The sequence below is a fragment of the Nocardiopsis camelliae genome, from assembly GCF_028993595.1.
In the GTDB taxonomy this organism is placed as follows: Bacteria; Actinomycetota; Actinomycetes; order Streptosporangiales; family Streptosporangiaceae; genus Nocardiopsis; species Nocardiopsis dassonvillei.
On record NZ_CP118614.1, the window covers coordinates 1334121 to 1352858 of the forward strand.

At 72.5% G+C, this 18738-nt stretch carries 18 protein-coding genes; 12 read left to right on the forward strand and 6 right to left on the reverse strand.

Going from position 1 to position 18738, the window contains the following annotated elements:
- Nucleotides 1–16: 16 nt before the first annotated feature.
- Nucleotides 17–979 (reverse strand): asparaginase, encoded by a 963-nt coding sequence (locus PV789_RS06145; protein ID WP_274976517.1) that lies wholly within the window; start codon nucleotides 977–979, stop codon nucleotides 17–19.
- A gap of 305 nt (nucleotides 980–1284) precedes the next feature.
- Here PV789_RS06145 and PV789_RS06150 point away from each other — a divergent pair, with 305 nt between their 5' ends.
- Nucleotides 1285–2304: a 3'-5' exonuclease gene (locus PV789_RS06150; RefSeq protein WP_274976518.1), complete on the forward strand. Its 1020-nt coding sequence runs from the start codon at nucleotides 1285–1287 to the stop codon at nucleotides 2302–2304.
- Here PV789_RS06150 and PV789_RS06155 read toward each other — a convergent pair.
- From PV789_RS06155 to PV789_RS06165, 3 genes are all read right to left on the reverse strand, one after another.
- On the reverse strand, nucleotides 2285–2548 hold the full coding sequence (locus PV789_RS06155; RefSeq protein ID WP_274976519.1) for a hypothetical protein: 264 nt from the start codon (nucleotides 2546–2548) through the stop codon (nucleotides 2285–2287). The two genes, PV789_RS06150 and PV789_RS06155, sit on opposite strands and share 20 nt — an antisense overlap.
- A 153-nt stretch (nucleotides 2549–2701) precedes the next feature.
- Nucleotides 2702–3361 carry a TetR/AcrR family transcriptional regulator gene (locus PV789_RS06160; RefSeq protein WP_019606665.1) on the reverse strand — a complete coding sequence of 220 codons (660 nt, stop codon included), beginning with the start codon at nucleotides 3359–3361 and terminating at the stop codon, nucleotides 2702–2704.
- A gap of 147 nt (nucleotides 3362–3508) precedes the next feature.
- Nucleotides 3509–4390 (reverse strand): alpha/beta fold hydrolase, encoded by an 882-nt coding sequence (locus tag PV789_RS06165; protein ID WP_274976520.1) that lies wholly within the window; start codon nucleotides 4388–4390, stop codon nucleotides 3509–3511.
- A 107-nt stretch (nucleotides 4391–4497) separates the two neighbouring features.
- Between PV789_RS06165 and PV789_RS06170 the strand changes: the two genes are divergently transcribed.
- Entirely contained in the window at nucleotides 4498–5001 is a 504-nt protein-coding gene (locus PV789_RS06170; RefSeq protein ID WP_274976521.1) for a CGNR zinc finger domain-containing protein, read from the forward strand.
- A gap of 18 nt (nucleotides 5002–5019) precedes the next feature.
- Here PV789_RS06170 and PV789_RS06175 read toward each other — a convergent pair whose 3' ends face one another.
- On the reverse strand, nucleotides 5020–5727 hold the full coding sequence (locus PV789_RS06175) for a biliverdin-producing heme oxygenase (protein WP_274976522.1): 708 nt from the start codon (nucleotides 5725–5727) through the stop codon (nucleotides 5020–5022).
- A 586-nt stretch (nucleotides 5728–6313) separates the two neighbouring features.
- Between PV789_RS06175 and PV789_RS06180 the strand changes: the two genes are divergently transcribed.
- From PV789_RS06180 to PV789_RS06210, 7 genes are all read left to right on the forward strand, one after another.
- Nucleotides 6314–7579: a PP2C family protein-serine/threonine phosphatase gene (locus PV789_RS06180; RefSeq protein ID WP_274976523.1), complete on the forward strand. Its 1266-nt coding sequence runs from the start codon at nucleotides 6314–6316 to the stop codon at nucleotides 7577–7579.
- A gap of 26 nt (nucleotides 7580–7605) precedes the next feature.
- A complete protein-coding gene (locus PV789_RS06185; protein ID WP_274978063.1) occupies nucleotides 7606–9531 on the forward strand; it encodes an ATP-binding protein in 1926 nt (641 codons plus the stop codon).
- A gap of 28 nt (nucleotides 9532–9559) precedes the next feature.
- Complete coding sequence (locus tag PV789_RS06190) at nucleotides 9560–9994, forward strand: response regulator (protein ID WP_013151498.1); 435 nt, start codon at nucleotides 9560–9562, stop codon at nucleotides 9992–9994.
- A gap of 226 nt (nucleotides 9995–10220) precedes the next feature.
- Entirely contained in the window at nucleotides 10221–10748 is a 528-nt protein-coding gene (locus tag PV789_RS06195; RefSeq protein ID WP_274976524.1) for a low molecular weight protein-tyrosine-phosphatase, read from the forward strand.
- A 23-nt stretch (nucleotides 10749–10771) separates the two neighbouring features.
- Nucleotides 10772–11698 (forward strand): fructosamine kinase family protein, encoded by a 927-nt coding sequence (locus PV789_RS06200; RefSeq protein ID WP_475467625.1) that lies wholly within the window; start codon nucleotides 10772–10774, stop codon nucleotides 11696–11698.
- A 264-nt stretch (nucleotides 11699–11962) separates the two neighbouring features.
- Nucleotides 11963–12655 carry a haloacid dehalogenase type II gene (locus PV789_RS06205; protein ID WP_274976526.1) on the forward strand — a complete coding sequence of 231 codons (693 nt, stop codon included), beginning with the start codon at nucleotides 11963–11965 and terminating at the stop codon, nucleotides 12653–12655.
- Nucleotides 12656–13150: 495 nt separating this feature from the next.
- Nucleotides 13151–13528 (forward strand): VOC family protein, encoded by a 378-nt coding sequence (locus PV789_RS06210; RefSeq protein WP_013151502.1) that lies wholly within the window; start codon nucleotides 13151–13153, stop codon nucleotides 13526–13528.
- Between the two features lie 253 nt (nucleotides 13529–13781).
- Here PV789_RS06210 and PV789_RS06215 read toward each other — a convergent pair whose 3' ends face one another.
- Nucleotides 13782–14714, reverse strand: a complete 933-nt coding sequence (locus tag PV789_RS06215; protein WP_274976527.1) for a zinc-binding dehydrogenase — start codon at nucleotides 14712–14714, stop codon at nucleotides 13782–13784.
- 148 nt (nucleotides 14715–14862) lie between these two features.
- Between PV789_RS06215 and PV789_RS06220 the strand changes: the two genes are divergently transcribed.
- The 3 genes from PV789_RS06220 (at nucleotide 14863) to PV789_RS06230 (ending at nucleotide 18201) form a co-directional block, all read left to right on the forward strand.
- A complete protein-coding gene (locus PV789_RS06220) occupies nucleotides 14863–15504 on the forward strand; it encodes a TetR/AcrR family transcriptional regulator (protein WP_274976528.1) in 642 nt (213 codons plus the stop codon).
- A 79-nt stretch (nucleotides 15505–15583) separates the two neighbouring features.
- Complete coding sequence (locus PV789_RS06225) at nucleotides 15584–16675, forward strand: Gfo/Idh/MocA family oxidoreductase (RefSeq protein ID WP_274976529.1); 1092 nt, start codon at nucleotides 15584–15586, stop codon at nucleotides 16673–16675.
- Between the two features lie 158 nt (nucleotides 16676–16833).
- The gene (locus PV789_RS06230) at nucleotides 16834–18201 is read left to right on the forward strand and encodes a four-carbon acid sugar kinase family protein (RefSeq protein ID WP_274976530.1); all 1368 of its coding nucleotides are present in this window, start codon (nucleotides 16834–16836) and stop codon (nucleotides 18199–18201) included.
- Nucleotides 18202–18738: the final 537 nt, after the last annotated feature.

Genomic DNA, 18738 nt, shown 5'->3' on the forward strand with positions numbered 1-18738 from the left:
CCGAGGACGGGGTTCGTCAGAGTGGGCGGACCTCGCCGACGGGGGCGCCACCTCCGAGGACGTCCACGCGCAACCGGTCCTGGACGGGGGAGACGTCCACACCGAGGGTCCGCAGCGCGTCGAGTGCGACCAGCGTACGCGCCCGCTCCTCGGCGTCCCCGTCGCTGATCTTGACGGCGACGGTCTCGCCGGTGGCGGCGCTGAGCACGAGCACCCCGTCGGCGCCGACCTTGGCCACCAGGCCGGGCATCCGCCTCATGAGGTCGGTGTCGGTCCGGTCGCTGCCCGCCACGTACAGCGGGTGGGCGCTCATCGCCTCGACCACGGCCCGTTCCGGTCCGCCCTCGGGGGCGGTGCGCATGCGCCACAGGCCGCGGGCCAGACCGGTCAGGGAGACCGCCATCTGGGGCGCCCCGCAGCCGTCCACGGCGGTGTGCGCGACCGGCTCCTCGCACAGCTCCTCGATGGTCTCGCGGACCAGGACCTGGAAGGGGTGTTCGGCTTCCAGGTAGTCCCCGGTGCTCCACCCCCGGGCGACGCAGGCGGCGAGCATGCCCGCGTGCTTGCCGGAGCAGTTCATCAGCACGCGCTCGGGCTCGCGTCCGGCGCGCACGAACGCGGCGCGCGCGTCCTTGCCGCCGGGGGCGGCCGGGGGGCAGCCCAGGGCGTCGGCGGTGAGCCCGGCCGCGGCCAGGATGCGCTCGGTCTCGGCGGTGTGCGCCTCCTCACCGGAGTGGCTGCCCGCGGCGATGGCCAGCGAGGGCCCCTCCAGGCGCGCGCCCGCCCGCAGCATCGCCAGCGCCTGGAAGGGCTTGGCGGAGGAGCGCGGGAACATGGGCTGGTGCACGGGGCCGCGCGCGTAGGCGATCCGGCCGTCCGCGGCCAGTCCGACGACCGCGCCGTAGTGGACGCTCTCCAGCATTCCGGACCGGACGACCTGTGCCAGGGGGACGTACTCGGGCAGCGGGCTCTGGGGCATGCGGGCTTCTCCTCGCCGTTGAGGTCGGGGCAGGGTGCGCGTGGAGTGTCCGCCTGTGGGTGGACACGAATGAGAACGTTACATAACTCCCCTTTCTTCCGGTCGCCCCGCGGTCGCGGAACCGGCGCGGCCGGAGCCGCCCCGCAGCCCGGGGGGACCGGCCGGAGCGGTCGGCCGCCCCGCCGCCGGGAACGGCCCACCACGTGCACGGGGTCCGCTGTCGGACGCGGGGAGTAAGGTCGTTGCCGGTACGCGGCGAGGCGGGACAGCCGTTCGGCACGAGGGACGAAGGAGTGGGGCACACGATGGGAACGCTGCGGATGGGCGCGCTGACCCGGCGCAGGGTCGGCATGCGGGCGGCGGACCTGGAGTACGCGGTGCTCGACATGGAGACCACCGGCCTCGAACCGCGCGAGGGCGCGCGCATCGTGGAGATCGCCGTGGTGCGCGTGCGCGGCGACGGCAAGTTCGTGGAGGAGTTCAGCACCCTGGTCGACCCGCGCGGGCCGGTGGGCGGCCGGGAGTTCCACGGCATCGGCGAGGGCGACACCGTGGGCGCCCCGACCGCGGCCCAGGTGGTGCCCAGACTCACCGAACTGCTCTCCGGGGCGGTCGTGGTCGGCCACAACCTCGACTTCGAACAGCGCTTCCTCGCCTCGGAGCTGGTGCCCGCCGGGCTGCCCACGGGCCAGGCCGGGCTGTGCACGCTGCGCGCGCTGCGCTCACAGGTGGAGCTGGAGCGGTACTCGCTGCCCAAGGCCTCCCACCGGCTCAGCGGCGACTGGCCGACCGGACAGCACACCGCGCTGGGCGACGCCCGTGCCTGCGCCAAGCTGCTCGCGGAGATGCTCGCCAACGCCCCCGGCGAACTGCGTTACGGCGGTCCCGCGCCCGAGCGGCTCGCGGTGCCGGACCCGGTCCCCGGCCCGGGCGGCGCGGCGGGGTCCGTCCGCTGGAAGCCGCGCACGGCGTCGGTGCCCGGCGGGCTGCCTCCGCTGAGCCCCTGGCGGGCGCGGTGGCGGCCCCACGAGCTCGACCCGCTGCTGTGCGGCGGGGCCTTCGGCGCCACGGACCGCGCCATCGCTGAGATGGCCGCGCACCGCGACACCCGTTTCCGCGAGCGGCTGGCCGCGGCCGCCGCGGTGACGGGCGGACTCGCGGCCACCGCCGCGGGCGGCCTGCTGCTGCGCATGGCCGGCGGCGCGAGCACGCGCGTCCCCGGTCATCCGGCCGGACGCGGCGACGGCTCCCCGGCGCGGCTGCTCGGCCGGATCGGCCGGTCCGCGTTCGGGGACCGGCCGGGGTTCACAGACCGGAGAGCGTGAGGAAGAACGCCACGATCAGCGCGCTTCCGCCGAGGGTGGTGAGCAGCGCCTTGCCCGGTTCGGTGAGCCGGGCCGACACCAGTCTCACGCGGGGGCGCACCATCTCCGGGCTCCGCGCGGCGGCCACGGAGCCGCCGCGGCCGGGGCGGGGCGACGGGATCCGCCCGGGGACGTAGCTGGGGACCTTGTCGAACATGGCGACCGCCACCAGGACGGCGCCGAGGAGGATCAGCACGAGGGACACGTCGGAGAGGGCCTCACACTCGGTCGAAGGGGCGACCGCCCGAGGGGCGGTCGGGGCCACCGATTCTGACCGATGTCGCCGTACCGTTGCGACTTGATATCGCCTAGCCAACGTTGTGGCGCAGGTTATGGGCCAGCCCTTATGGCTACGTGTTCACGAGTCGCCACTCCGGGTGTTCCTCGCGGCGGTTTGCGGAAGAACGGTGTCCACGGTTTCGGTCGCCACACCGAGGGCGCGGAGCACGAACCGTGTGACCAGGGCGTGGGTCTCGTCGAGGTCGATCTCCCCGCTGACGAGGGGCAGGCGCTGGGAGCCGACCATCGACAGGGCCAGCCGGGAGACGGGCTCGGCGGGCAGGGGGTCGAACTCGCCCGCGGCGGTGCCCTCCTCCAGGATCTCGGTCAGCAGGCGCTGCATGGGCGCCACGTGGGCGGCGAGCGCCTGGTAGGCGTCCGGGCCGAGACTGGCCCCGAGTTCGGCGGCGGGCGGGTGCGGATGCGCCATGATGCCCTCCAACTGGAGGCGGACGAACGCCGAGAGCCGCCGCGCCGCCGAGACGCCCGAGGGGAGTTCGCGCCGGTACCGCTCCACGAACGCGCTGTTGACCTGCTCGGTGAAGGCCAGGAGCAGCGCGGGCTTGTCGGGGAAGTAGTTGTACAGGGCGGTACGGGTGATCCCCGCGGAGTTGGCCACGTCGGTCATGGAGATGCGGTCGATCCCCTGGGTCCGGATCAGCTCGTCGACGGCGTCCATGATGCGATCCCGTGTGCGGGCACGGTGGGCGGCGATGGTCGGCGCCGTGATCTTGGGCATCCTCCTATGGTGTCACGCCCGGGGACGGTCCGGGGTGGTGTCCGGTGACCGTGCGCGACGGCGGTGACGGGGCGGCCTGAGGGGCGGAGCGGGCCCGGGTGCGCTCAGACCGGCGCCTGCGGGCCACCGGCTCCGCCCGCGCGGGCGTCATTCCCGGGGCGCCGTCAGCGTACGGGTCAGGAAGTCCCGGACGTGGTCGGCGGTGCCGTCCAGGTGGCTCTCCAGGAGGAAGTGGCCGCCTCCGGGGAACAGGCGGATCTCGGCGTCCGGCAGGTCGCGGGCGAAGGCCCGCGCGCCGTCGGGGCCGAAGATGCGGTCCTCCGCCCCCCACACGGCCAGGAGCGGGACGCGGCTCTCCCGGAAGTAGGCGTGCACCTGCGGGTAGAGGGGCGGGTTGGTGGCGTAGTCGCGGAAGAGGGCGAGCTGGACGAGGTCGTTGCCGGGGCGGCTGATGTCGCGGTGGTCGGCCGTCCAGGTGTCGGGGTCGACCAGTTCGGGGCGGTCCACCCCGTGCAGGTACTGCCAGCGGATCGCGTCGAGGCCGAGGGCGCCGCGGACCGCCGGTTCCGTCGCGGGCCCCGGGTCCTTCGCGTAGGCCCACACGGGCGCCCAGAACTCTGGGACGAAGCCTTCCTCGTAGGCGTTGCCGTTCTGGGTGACCACCGCGGTGACCGCGTCCGGGTCGCGCAGCGCGAGCCGCCACCCGATGGGCGCGCCGTAGTCCTGCACGTACACGGCGTACCCGGTGACGCCGAGCCCGGCCAGGAGCGCCTCCGTGACGTCGGTGAGCGCGTCGAACGTGTACGCGAACGCGTCGGCGGGCGGCGCGTCGGAGCGGCCGAAGCCGAGGTGGTCGGGGGCGATGACGCGGAACCGGTCGGCCAGCCGCGGGATCAGTCGGCGGAACATGCGCGAGCTGGTGGGGAACCCGTGCAGGAGCACCAGGACGGGCGCGTGGCGGGGCCCCGCCTCCCGGTAGAAGACGCGGTGTCCGCGGACGGTGGCGTACTGGTGGCGGATCTCCGTCATGACTAACCCTCCAAGGCAACTTTGATGGTTATCGCTGTCCCCAGTGGAGCGGATGCGGGGTAACCTGTCAAGTCGATGAAGAAGGTTAGTCCGGGAGGCGGGCCGACATGATCGACGAGGAAGCGCTGCTCGAAGCGCTGAACAGCACTCCGGTGGTGGACGGACGGCAGCGGGACCTGTGGGCCGATGACGCCGTGCCGCGGCGGTGGGCGCGCGAGCACGGCGGTTCCGACGACGCGTCGGCGATCGGCTGGCTGCGGGCGGCGAGGGACGCGCTCCAGGCCGCCACGCGCGGCCCCGTGCCCGAGGCGCGGATACGGCGGATGCTCGACGGGGTCTCCCGCGTCCCCGACGTCGACGGGTCGGACCTGCGGTGGCCCCTCCAGGCGCCGCCCGAGCGGATGCTCGCGGTGGAACTGGTGCTCGCCTGGTATGACGTCCAGGAGCGCAGGCCCGGGCGGCTGCGCCCCTGCGGCAACGACGAGTGCCGCCTCTTCCTCCTCGACCGCAGCCGCGCCAACACCGCCCGCTGGTGCTCGATGAGGACCTGCGGCAACCGCCTGAAGGCCCGCCGCCACCAGGAGCGCGCCCGCCGGACCCCGGAGGCCTGACGGGCGCGCGGCCGGGGCTCAGGCGGCGTCGGCGTCCGCTCCGGCCCCCGGCGCGTACATCCGGCCCAGGTCGGCGAACACCTCGGTGTTGAGCTGGTAGGCCAGCCGGGTCTCGGCCACCAGGCGGGCGGCCGCTGCCTCGCCCAGGTCCAGGGAGTCGAGCCGCTCCCGGTAACCGGTGCGGAAGCGGGGCAGGCTGCCCAGCGCGTCGAAGACGTAGAAGGAGACGCCGGCCGCGTCGGTCAGGCCGTAGGTGCTGGCGGCCGTGCGGCGGATGAACTGCCCGCCGGACACGTCGCCCATGTAGCGGGTGTAGTGGTGCGCGACGAACCCCTCCGGGTGGTCGGCCATCTGCTCGATGCGCGCCGCGTAGGTGCGGGTGGCCGGGGTGGGGGCGATCCTGTCGCGCCAGTCGGCGCCGAGCAGGTGCTCCAGGTCGCGGACCAGCGCGGGGACCCGCTCCAGTTCCGGGTAGTGGAACCTCCCGGCGACGGGGTCCCCCGCCAGGCGCCGGCCGGTCTCCTCCAGCGCGACGTAGGCGAAGTAGTGCTGGGCGACCATGCCGGTGTACCCGTCCAGGGAGAGCGTGCCGTCCATGAGGGCCCGGGTGAACCCGTGGTCCTCGGCGGCCTGGTGGTCGCTCCAGGTCGCCGCGCGCAGGCGTTCGGAGAACGTCTGGGGGGTGTCGGGGGCGGTCGTCGCGGGAACCTCGGCCGTTGCGCTCATCGGTGCTCTTCCGCCTTCCGTCCGGCACGTTTATGACATCATGTCATTTAGACGGAGGCCGCTGTCAAGGGGGATATGACACCCTGTCATGAAAATCTGTCGGCGCGCCGGTGGCCGCCGCACCCCTCTCCTTTGGCGGGTCCGCCGCCCCGGCCCTTGTCCCCGGGGCCGTCTTCCCGCTCCCGGATGAGCCTCCCGCAGGGGCGCCGACCTCTCCGGAGAGGTCTCGGGTACGCTCGAAGAAATCCAGCGCGTGTCCCCCGTCACACCCTGCATGTGCTCGTGCATGGGCATATGCCCGTTCCGTCCGCACGTCGGAGCGGAGCGTCAGCGGGTTCCCCACCGCGGGCCAACAGGCCCTCACACAGGGAGAACAGGACTGTGATCCCGGTCTCCGGCGTCGGATGTGTCTCGTCACGGCCGCTGGTCAACAGGTCACCGGGGCGATTATCGTTTGGGTGTCGTGCGGTCCGGACCGCAGGGAGAACCCGGGGCGCTCCCCGGGGATCACACGGCGCGACACGGCACCCACGAACCGGCAGACCAAGGGCGATGAGTGGATACCAGGAGAACAGGGCACGATCCCGTGACGGTGATCGGCGGGGAGGCGGCACGGGCCGTCTCCGCCGACGGCGCTGCCTCGCACGACGGGGCCTTCCTGGGCGACGACACCGTCCCGAACGAGCGGGTGGAGGCTGCTGTCGAACCGGTTGACGTCCTACTCATAGAAGACGACCCCGGGGACGCCTTCCTCGCCGAGGAGCTGCTCGACGAGACGGCCCTGCCCACGCACATCACCTGGGTCCCCACACTCGCCGAGGCGCGCCGGCACCTGGAGGACTTCCGGGGCTGCGTGCTGCTCGACCTCAACCTCCCCGACGCCCACGGGCTGGACCTGCTCCGCGAGGTCCTGGAGGGCGCGCCCGCGGCCGCCGTCGTCGTCCTCACCGGACTCGACGACGAGCACGAGGGCGTCGCCGCCGTGGCCGCGGGCGCCCAGGACTACCTCGTCAAGGGCCAGGTCGACGGCTCCCTGCTCGGTCGCAGCCTGCGCTACTCCCTGGAGCGCCGCCGCGCCGACGAGAACGCCCGCCAGCTGCGCGAGGCCCGCATGAGCGCCCGCGAGAACATGCGCCTCGAACGCGGACTCCTGCCCCAGGTCCTGCTCCAGCGCTCGCCCCTGGAACACCTGGCCTACTACCGCCCCGGCCGCAAGCGCGCCCTGGTCGGCGGGGACTTCTACGACGCGGTCGAGAAGGACGGCACGACCCACGTCATCATCGGCGACGTCAGCGGGCACGGCCCCGACGAGGCCGCGCTCGGAGTCAGCCTGCGCATCGCCTGGCGCGCCCTCATCATGGGCGGCGTCGACGAGGACAAGGTGCTGACCAACCTGGAGGACATCCTGGTCACCGAGCGGGCCCAGGAGGAGATGTACGCCACCCTGTGCATGGCCAGCCTGGACACCGGCGACGACCGGGTCAGGCTCCGCGTCCTGGGCCACCCGCCGCCCATGGTCCTGCGCGACGGCGCCGTCGAGGAGACCCGCGTCACCCCGCAGCCGCCCCTGGGGGTCTTCCCCGTCGAACAGACCGACACCGACACGGTGGTGCTCCCCACAGGGGCGACCATGCTCTTCTACACCGACGGCCTCGTGGACGCCTACGACGGCGCCCCGCCCGCCCGCCTGGAGGTCGCGGGCCTGCGCCGGATGGTCTCCGGCGTGCTGGAACGGGGCACCTCCCTGGCCGGGCTGCCCGAAAGCCTGGTGGACGAGGCCGAGCGCAGCAACGGCGGACCGCTCCAGGACGACGTGGCGATGCTGCTCATCACACACGGAGAACCCGAGTGAGACCCGTGACCGGAGAGGGGACGGCCATGGAGACCGAGGAATCCGGGCCCGCCCCGGACACCGGCGTGCACGGCGGGGCCTCGACCGGCGGCACGCACTTCGTCAACGGCACCAACCGCGAGGGGAAGCGCTCGCCCCACCAGTCGTGGAGCCTGCGGCGGCGCGTCACGAGCCTGCTGGCCGTGGTCGCCGTCGTCCTGGTCGTGGCGGTGTCCGTCATCACCCTGGCGGCGTTCCAGGCCCGCGAGTCCCTGGCGCTCCAGGTCGACTCCCTGACGCCCGCCGTGAGCGCGGTCGAGCAGACGCACTCGGCCTACCTCACCCAGGACCACGCCCTGCGCGGCTACATCCTCACCCAGGACCGCGAGTTCCTCCAGCCCTACGTCGAGAGCCAGCTGACGCTGACGGAGAACCAGGCCGTCCTGGCCCAGCTGGCCGAGGACAACCCCGAGGTGGCCACCAACGTCGACGACCTGCTCACCGCGGGCCGGGTGTGGACCGAGGAGTTCGCCGAGCCCGCCCTGGAGCAGGTCAGCAGCGGCCAGGAGGTCACCCAGGAGGAGCTGCGGCGCGGCCGGGTCCTCTTCCTGGAGCTCAGCCGGATCAGCGACGCCACCACCAGCCAGTTGGAGGCGGAGATCAAGGAGGCCCGCGAGGGCCTGACCCTGGCCACCCAGCAGGTCGTGGCCCTGCTGGTCCTGGTCGGTCTGGTCGTGGTGTTCCTGTCCGTGTTCCTGTGGGTGATGCTCCAGCAGTGGGTCCTGCGCCCCCTGGAGGAACTCGCCGGGCACATGCGCCAGGTGTCGGAGGGCTACTACGCCCACCGGATCTCCCTGCACGGCCCGCCGGAGATCGTCCGGCTCGGCCGGGACGTGGACGCCATGCGCGAGCGCATCGTGCAGGACCTGGACGAGGTCGCCTCCGCGCGGCGCAAGCTCCAGGAGCAGTCCGTCCTCATGGAGAACCAGACCGAGGAGCTGCGCCGCTCCAACCTGGAGCTGGAGCAGTTCGCCTACGTCGCCTCCCACGACCTCCAGGAGCCGCTGCGCAAGGTGGCGAGCTTCTGCCAGCTGCTCCAGCGGCGCTACCACGGGCAGCTGGACGAGCGCGCCGACTCCTACATCGACTTCGCGGTCGAGGGCGCCAAGCGCATGCAGACCCTCATCAACGACCTGCTGGCCTTCTCCCGGGTCGGCCGGGTCAGGAACTTCGCGCCGGTCGCCCTCGACGACGCGCTGGACGACGCCCTGAGCAGCCTGTCCACCCGCCTGGAGGAGGCCGACGCCGAGGTCACCCGGGACCCGATGCCGACCGTGCAGGGGGACCGAACCCTGCTCACCCAGGTGTTCTTCAACCTCGTGGGCAACGCCGTGAAGTTCCGCGGCGAGGAGGACCCCCGGGTCCACATCAGCGTCGAACGGCGCGGTGACGAGTGGGTGTTCTGCTGCTCCGACAACGGGATCGGAATCGAACCGCAGTACGCGGAGCGCATCTTCGTGATCTTCCAGCGGTTGCATACCAGGGACAAGTACACGGGGACCGGCATCGGCCTGGCGATGTGCAAGAAGATCGTGGAGTTCCACGGGGGTCGGATCTGGCTGGAAACCGGCTCCCAGGGTTCCGGGGAAACCGAAACCTCAGGTGACCGGGACTCTGGTCGGACCGGAACGCGCATATGCTGGTCCTTGCCCGCCGACCCCGCGGAGGACGAGGACCCGGCCCCCGAGAGGGGAACCGCCGAGCCCCTCGCCGCCGATAGCGGGGAGGAGGGCACCGAGGACGCCGAGACCACCCCCGAGGACTCGGCTCCGACGGCCGCACGACAGCCCACGGGTACGGACAACCCTGGGGAGGACGGCGCCGAACCGGACGACAGGCCCGGCGGCGCCCGCTCCGCCCAGCCCGACACCGGTGGCGGTACGGTTCCCCCCGGTCACGGGGCGGGACCCTGAGCAGGGGTCTGGAAGCTTGAGCGAGGTCATGTTGGTGCATCCCATCGAGGTGCTGCTGGTCGAGGACGACCCCGGCGACGTCCTGATGACCAGGGAGGCGTTCGAGGAACACAAGCTGGGCAACCGCCTGCACGTGGTCTCCGACGGTGTCGAGGCGCTGCGCTTTCTGCGCCGCGAGGAGGAGTTCGCCGACGCGCCCCGCCCCCACCTGATCCTGCTCGACCTCAACCTGCCCCGCAAGGACGGCAGGGAGGTGCTGGAGGAGGTCAAGAACGACGAGGACCTCGCGCACATCCCCGTCGTGGTGCTCACCACCTCCGAGGCGGAGGAGGACGTGCTGCGCAGCTACCGCCTGCACGCCAACGCCTACGTCCCCAAGCCGGTGGACTTCGACCAGTTCATACGGGTGGTCCGGCAGATCGACGACTTCTTCGTCAGCGTGGTGCGCCTGCCCAAGGGGTAGGCGGCGCGCCCGCTCCACGCGGTGAGTGCGTCGCAGGGACCGCTCGCGGGGTTTTCCACAGCCGCGCGCGGGGGCTACCGCGGCGCGCCCGCGCGCGGTTCCATGGATACAGGGGGGCCGCCCACCCCTCCCGCTTCGCGCTGCCCCGCGTGACGCCCCGCCCCGCCCGGCGAACGCGCGGGAGCCGCAACACGTGGCCGCAACGGTTTTTCGTTACGGTAAGGGCATGAGCTTGCCGGAACCGCGTGACCCCGCTGGTCCCTACCGCGTCAGTGTGGTGTGCCTGGGCAACATCTGCCGCTCGCCCATGGCGGAGAAGATCCTCGCCGCCGACCTCGAACGCGCCGGGATGAGCGATCTCGTGGCGGTGGACAGCTTCGGCACGGGCGACTGGCACGTGGGCGGCGGCATGGACCCGCGCGCGGCCTCCACCCTGCGCGTGCACGGCTACCTCACCAGCCACACCGCCCGCCAGTTCGCCCACGACGTCCTCGCCGACCGGGACCTCGTCCTCGCCATGGACCTGGACAACGTCGACGAGATCCGGCGCGTCGTCGACGAGTACGGTGAGGAGTACGGGTTCGACATGTCGCGGGTCCGCCTCTTCCGCTCCTTCGCGCCCGGCACCGGCCCCAACCCGGAGGTCCCCGACCCCTACTACGGCGGCGACGACGGGTTCACCGCCGTACTCAACATGGTGGAGTCCGCGGCCAAGGGCCTCACCGGAGAACTCGTCACCCGGTTGAGGCGGTAGCGCGGGTGAGGGGGGAGCGGATCGTGCGGGACTTCGGAGGCGACGGCGGCGACGGGCCCGGGGAGGGCCGCCGCAGGGACCCGGTCGACGGAACCATGGCCGAACGCCTCACCGTCCTGCTCGACCGCGACGTCAGGCGGGCCGCCCGCGCGGGCAGCAGCCACGACTGGGACATCTACTACGCCGAACTCACCGACGGCACCCGCCTGTTCGTCAAGTCCCTGGTGCGCGGAGCCCCGCCCAGCGGGGTGCTGACCGCCGAGGCGCGCGGCCTGGACTGGCTGGGCCGGACCTTCGGCTCACCCGCCGTCGACGTCGTGGCCTGGGACGACCGCATCCTCGTCCTGCCGTGGATCGAGGAGCGCGAACCCACCGTCCAGGCCGCCGAACGCCTCGGCCGCCAACTCGCCGGGATGCACCTGACCGGCGCCGACCGCTTCGGCGCCGCCTGGCCCGGCTACATCGGCCCCCTGACGATGGACAACACCCCCTCCCGGGACTGGCCGCGCTTCTACGCCGAGCAGCGGCTGCGCCCCTACCTGCGCCAGGCCCTGGACCAGGGCTCCCTCACCCCGTCCGACGGCCGGGTGGTCGAGAAGGTGGTCGACGCCGTCGCCGACCTCGCCGGAGAGCCCGAGGAGCCCGCGCGCGTCCACGGCGACCTGTGGAGCGGCAACGTCCTCTGGCGGGCGCAGGACGCGGTGGTCATCGACCCGGCCGCGCACGGCGGGCACCGCGAGGCCGACCTGGCCATGCTGGCCCTGTTCGGCCTGCCCCACCTGGAACGGGTCCGCGACGCTTACAACGAGGTGGCGCCGCTGGCCTCCGGGTGGCGGTCACGGGTCGCCCTGCACCAGCTGCACCCGCTGCTGGTCCACGTGTGCCTGTTCGGCGCCGCCTACCGCACCACGACCCTGGAGGCCGCGCGCACCGCCCTGCGCGGCGGCTGACGGCGCTGGTCCCTCCGGGCGGTGACTGGCCGTGCCGGTCGTCTCGGTCCCGGGTGGCCTGGCCGTGCCGGTCGGCCTGGACAGTGGTTGACCGTGCAGACCGTCCGGTGCCGCCGGAACCGGGGAGTCGCTGACCCCTCCGGCGGGGCCGCTGGGGGACGCGCACTATGCTCACCACTTGCCCGGCGGATCGCTGAACCCTCCTGCAACTGAGCCCCCACACATCCCGGGTGGCGCAGCGGAGGAACCTAGGGAGCGCTTCTCGTGACTTCACCCTCCGACATGGACGTGATCGTCTTCGACGTTCTCGGAACCATGGTCGACGAGCCCGGCGGTATCGGGCGCGGCATCCGAACACTGCTCCCGGACATCGACGACGCGAGGACGCGCGAGCTCGTCGAGGTGTGGAACAGGCATGTCGACGAGCAGCAGCAGGAGATCCTCGCGGGCCGCCGCCCCTACGCCAACAGCACGGTGCTCGACCTCGAAGCGGCCACACGCGTCGCGGCCGGGGCCGACATCGACGACGAGGACGCGATCCGCTCGCTGGCGGCCTCCGCACGGCGGTTGGCGCCGTGGCCGGACTCCGCCTCCGCGCTGGACCGGATCGCCTCGTACTTCCCGGTGGTCGGCCTGTCGAACGCCAGTCACCCGGCGCTCACACGCATCAGCGCGCACGCCGGGCTCCGCTGGCACCAGGTGCTCTCCGCCGAGGAGGCGCACAGCTACAAACCCCATCCCGACGTGTACCGGCTCGCGATCGCGAACGCGGACTGCCCGCCCGACCGCCTGCTCATGGTCGCCGCCCATGCCTGGGACCTCCGGGGCGCGCAGGCCCTGGGCATGAAGACCGCCTACGTCCAACGTCCCGTCGGGGATCCCCCGCTCGCGACGGACCGCTTCGACCTGGTCGTGAAGAGCCTCGACGAGCTGGCCATAAGCCTCAACGCGATCTGACGACCCGAGAACGCCGCCCCTGGATCCAACGCCGCCCCTGGATCCAAGGGTGTGGATTCCGGAGCCTGAGTTCTTGAATCGGAGGTCGAGGACCTGGAATCCGAAGCCTGGGATCGAGGGTCTGGGCTCCGGGTTCTGGGATCTCGAACCCGGAACCCAAGGGTCTGGGCTCCGGCGCCCGAAGCTCCGAACCGAGAGTCGAGTGTCCGGTCTCCCAAGCCTGGTGTCCCAAACCTGGATTCGAGGCTGTAGAAGCCGAAGCCTGGAACCTCGGACGGAGAGCCCGGAGAGCCCTGGAGAGCGGAGCCAGTGACCCGCGTCCGGCGGCCTGGCCCGGTCCTGTTCGGCCAGGTAGACCCGGTCGGGCAGTTCCCGGAAATTCCCTCGCTCCCGCTCGCCTCACCCGGTACGGTCTCGGAGTGCTGCCGCCGCGGAGTCCACGAGACCCGCGCCTGGCCACCCCGTCAGTTCCCACGAGGAGAGCAGGTTTCGTTCATGGCATGTCGTATCAGTGAGCTCGTGCTCTCCTGCCGCGACCCCGAGGTGCTGGCGCGGTTCTGGTGCGAGGTCCTGGACTTCGTCGTGCTCGACCGCGAGGAGGGCTGCATCGAGATCGGGCCGCGCGAGGGGTTCGGCGGCCTGCAGCCGACGATCATCCTCAGCCGCACCGAGGAGCCGGAGAGGGCGAAGCCCCGGCTGCACATCGACGTCAACGCCACCGACCGCGACCAGGACGCCGAACTCGAACGCCTTCTCGCCGCCGGGGCCGTGTTCGCTGACATCGGTCAGAGCGGGGAGGAGCCCTGGCACGTCCTCGCCGACCCCGAGGGCAACGAGTTCTGCCTGCTCAGGGCCCGCCTCGACCGGCTCTGACGGCCTCCGTGGGCACCGGCGGCCAGTCCGTCCCGTGGTCACGACCGGTAACGGCGCCCACTGCGCCTACCGCGCCCGCTGTGTCCACCGCGCGCACTGTGTCCACTGAGTCCACTGGGCCCACCGCGCATCGGCCGGGCCGGGCCGGGCCGCCGGAGGCTCGCCCTCCTGACGCCTACCGCCGAGGTCATCGGGGAGAGCGCCCGGCGGTCGCCGTGTGCGCCGGACACGGGCGGCGGCACGCGGTGCGCCCTCACCCGGCGGTGAGCTCCAGAACGGCCTTGCCCCGCAGGCGGCGTTCGAGGAGGGCGGCCACGGCCTCGTCGGCCCGGTCCCACGAACCCCGCCAGGAGATCCCCGGATCGAGGTCCCCGGAGGCGACCCGACCGGCCAGCCAACCCAGGTCCCCGGCCGGAGCCACGCCGTCCTGGAGGTGGAAAGTGGTGATGGAGCGGCCGTGCCGCCCGTCGTCCACGAGGAACGCGTCGAGTGGGAAGTGCTCGGGCCGCCCGGTCACGTGTCCGACGGCCACCAGGGTTCCCCCGGTGTCCAGCCTGTCGAAGGCCGCGACCAGCTGGGGGCCTCCGACACAGTCCACGACCCCGTCGAACAGGTAGTCGGGTTCCCCGGGTTCCGACACCACCTCGTGGGCGCCCAGGCCGCGCAGCTCGGCGCCGTCGGTCCGGAGTTGGCCGGTGCAGGCGGTCACGTGCGCGCCGCCCATGCGGGCGAGTTGGACCGCGTACCGTCCCACGCCACCGGTGGCCCCGGTGACCAGGACCCTTCTGCCGAGGAGGAACCCCACTTCGCGCAGGGCGCGCAGAGCACTGGTGGCCGCCACCGGGACGGTGCTGAGGGCTCCGTGGTCCGCGCCCTCCGGGGCGGCCCCCAGGAAGGCCGTGTCGACGGCGCGCAGTTCGGCCCAGCCCCCCGCCATACCCAGGGTGACCACCGCGGTTCCGACGGCGGGGCCGGATCCGTCGGCGGCGGGGCGTTCCACGAATCCCGCGGCGTCCCACCCCGGCACGGTCCCGTCGGGCAGGCGGGAGACGGTGTCCACCTCGCCGAAGTTGAGCGAAGCGGCCGTGACGCGGACCAGTGCCTGGTGCGGGGCCGCAACCGGTTCGGGGGCCTCTCCGAGGCGCAGGTGGCGGGGTGCGGTGGGGTCGACGACCAGGGCGCGCATGTCCGGGCTCCTTCACGGGACGGGGTGGACGGGATCAGAATATGGCACTCAGGGGCGTTAGGCGTCAAGAGGCCAAAGCGCCCAAGGGGCTAAAGTAACCAAGGAGCTATGGGCGTCGAGTGGCGGTCCGTCTCGGTACACTGCGGCCATGGCCAGCATCCGTCCCAACGCCCCCTCCTCCGAGGAGTCCCTGCGCGAGCGCAAGAAGCGCCGCACCCGCCGGTCCCTGGTCGACACCGCGCTGGAGCGTTTCACCCGGGCGGGGTACGACCAGGTCACGCTCGACGAGGTCTGCGCGGCGGCGGAGGTCTCCAAGCGCACCTTCTTCCGCTACTTCGCGAGCAAGGAGGAACTGGCCGCGGCTCCGTTGCAGGACCTGTGGGAGGAGTTCCTGCGGGTGCTGGAGGAGAGGGGACCCGACGGCCGTCCCCTGGTGGAGACGGCCCGCGACGCGATCCTCGAAGCCGCGGAACACGTGGCCGACCCGGAGTGGACGCACGCTGCCCGGCTCAGCCTCGGCCTGGCCGGGAACACCCCGGCGATCAGCGCCCACAACCTCCAGTTCTGCGAGCGCACCACGGTCCGGGCCCTGGCCGTGCTGGGGGTCGGCGACCACGGCGACCCGCGCTCGCGGCTCGCCCTGGACATGGCCGCCTCCGCGGCCCGGCACGCGCTGGAAGGCTGGGCCGCCGCGCCGGGGACCCCCACGGTCCCCGACCTGCTCGCCCGGTACCGCCGGGCCTTCGACGCACTGCCCGGCGGCCTCACGGTGTCCGCCCCCGAGCGCTGACGGCGCCCGGATACCGCGAGGCGACGGCACGTGCCGCCCGTCACCAGCGGGCTGGGGCGCCACACTCTAGATTGGTGGCATGGCTGACGCATCCGAGGCACAGAGCACACCCGAACACGACGGCCCCGAACTGCACGTCGCCCTCATCGGTTACGGCAAGGGCGGCGAGGTCTTCCACGCGCCGCTGATCGACGCGGTTCCGGGACTGCGCCTGTCCGCGGTGGTCACGGGCAACCCGGACCGCCGCCGGGCCGCCGAGGCGCGCTACCCCGGCGTCACCGTGTACCCGAACGTCGCCGAACTGTGGGCCGACGCCGAGCGTTACGAGATCGCGGTCGTCACCACGCCCAACGACACCCACGCCCCGCTCGCCCAGGCCGCCCTGGAGGCGGGCCTGGCGGTGGTGGTGGACAAGCCCTTCGCGCTCACCGCCCTCCAGGCCAGGGAGCTCGCCGACCTCGCGGACAAGCTGGGCCGGGTGCTCACCGTGTACCAGAACCGCCGCTGGGACGCCGACTTCCTCACCCTGTGGGGCCTCATCGAGGAGGGGAGTCTGGGCCGCGTGCACCGGTTCGAGTCGCGGTTCGAGCGCTGGCGTCCCCAGGCCAAGGGCACCTGGCGCGAGAGCGGCGGGGTCGAGGCCGGGGCCGGACTGCTCTACGACCTGGGCCCGCACCTGATCGACCAGGCGGTCAACCTGTTCGGCCCCGTCTCCTCCGTCTACGCCGAGATCGACGCCCGGCGCGAGGGCGTCAACGCCGACGACGACGTCTTCCTGGCCCTCGACCACGCCCGGGGCACGCGTTCCCACCTGTGGATGAGCGCGCTCACCGCCCAGGGCGGGCCGCGCTTCCGGGTGCTGGGGGACGAGGGGGCCTTCACCAGCCACGGCATGGACGGCCAAGAGGCCCGGCTGACGGCGGGGGAGCGGGCCGACGCCGCCGACTGGGGCGTGGTCCCCGAGGTGGACTGGGGCGTGCTCGGGGTGGACGGCCACACCCGGCCGGTGCCCAGCGCGCGCGGCGCCTACCCGGAGTTCTACGCCGGGGTGCGCGACGCGGTCGGCGAGGGCGAGCCCCTGCCGGTGGATCCGCACGAGGTGATCCACGGACTGGAGGTCATCGAGGCGGCCCGGCGCAGCGCCCGGACGCGGTCGGTGGTCGACGTCTGATTCCCGACTCTCCGGGGAGGCCCGGGGCGCCTCCGTGCTCGGGCCTCCTGGCGTTCTGGGAGGCCCGAGCGCTCCCCGGACCGCCCGCATGGGCCTATGTTGGAAGGACTCACCCCAGTTCGCCCCGGGGTTTCGCCGAACGCCGAAGGAGACGCGCCGTGGCCCAGGTCCTCGTGGTCGCCGACGAACTCACCGGTGCCAACGCCACCGGTGCCCGGTTCGCCCGTACCGGGATGCGTGTGGCCACGGTGACTCCCGAGCATGTGAGCCGGGTCGTGGGGGACTACGACGTGGTCGTGGCCAACCTGGACAGTCGCCATGTCCCTCCCGAGCACGCCGCCGACCTGGTCACGGACGTGGTCGAGGCCGTGTGGCCGGTGGGGCTGGTGGTCAAGCGGACCGACTCCACGCTGCGCGGTAACATCGGTGCCGAGCTGGAGGCCACCTACGACGCCGTGCGCGAGCGCGTGCCCGCCGGAACGCGGGTGCGGGTGCTGTTCGTTCCGGCCTTCCCGAGTTCGGGGCGCATCACCGAGGACGGGCTGCAGTTTCTCAACGGGTTGCCGCTGGAGCGCACCGAGCTGGCCGAGGACCCGCTGTGCCCGATGACCACCAGTTCCGTCGCCGACATCCTCGCCGCCCAGACCGACCTTCCGGTGCGCCACGTGCCCGTGCGGCAGGTGACCCAGACGATGCTCACCGCCGAACTGCTCGCCGGTGACGAGCCCGTGGTCGTGTGCGATGCGAGCACCGAGCAGCACCTGACCGACATCGCCGAGGCAGCGGCCGCCGCGCACCACGACACGGGGATCGTGTGGCTGGCGGCCGATCCCGGGCCCACGGGGGCGCTGCTGGCCTACGCGCTGCGGTTGAGAGGCCAGGCGGGTTCGCGCGGGCCGCTGCTGGGGGTGGTGGGCAGCACCACCGAGCTGACCCGGCGGCAGCTGGCCACCGTCGCGCGCACGGGCGCGGTGCGGTTCGTGGACCTGGACGCGGTGGAGTTCAGCGTGGGGGAGCGCGCGGACGAGGTCGCCGAGCGGACCGCGCGGGAGCTGTCCGAGCAGTTGACCTCGTCGGGTTTTCCGGAACTGTGCGTGCTGCGGGTGGTGACGCCCTCCGACAGGGTGCGCGAGCTGCCCGCCCAGGTCCGCGCGGAACTGCCCGGCCGGATCGCGCGGCTGGTGTCGGACGTGGTCAACGAGGTCGCGGACACCACGGGGGCGCACGCGCTGCCCAGCGGGCTGTACCTGACCGGCGGGGACCTGGTGGCGAGTCTGCTGGACGAGCTGGACGTGCACGCGTTCGACGTGGGGGGCGAGATCGTTCCGCTGACGGTGCACGGGCACCTGAGCGGGGGGCCGCTGGACGGAACGCCGGTGGTGGCCAAGGGAGGTCTGGTCGGGGACGACATCACCCTGGTCGAGTGCCTGACGAAGCTCCGCCGGGCGGTGCAGACCCGGTTGCACCAGGTGCACTCGGAGGTGTCGGAGCACGTGGTGCCGACGCTGCTGCGCGACACGGTCTGACTCGGTCCGTTTCCCAGCACACGGCGGCGGGGTCCTGGTGACGGAAGTGGTGGAAGGCCGTCACCAGGGTCCCGCGCTGTCGCCTGCGGTGCTTCTGGGGTGTTCCTGCCAGGGATTTCCGCCGAGGTGAGTGGCTGAAGAGCTGGTGGGGGCGGGAGAGGCGGACGCGGGGATGGTCCCGACCCCAGCGGGGCCGCCTGATGGTACACACCGTGCTCCCTTCGGAACCGGACCCGAAACCGCCACCTCGGGAACGTGAATGAGCCATGCGGACCCGCTATGAGGACGACCAGCCTGCCGATCCCTGAAAGAACGCCCGTTCCTGCCTTCGAATTCATGCGACTGCTACTCCATCCGGCCATCGCTTCAATGGCGGTGGGAATCCCGCCCATGTCGGCCTCTTCTCCCTCCGACCGAGCGTGCTTCGACGGGATGCGACCGGTTTCCGTGCGCCCCAGCAGTACTCCCGATGCGGAAAATACGCATGTATATCTTTATCTCGACTTGATGAGGTCGTCAGCTAGCCTGCCGAAGGCG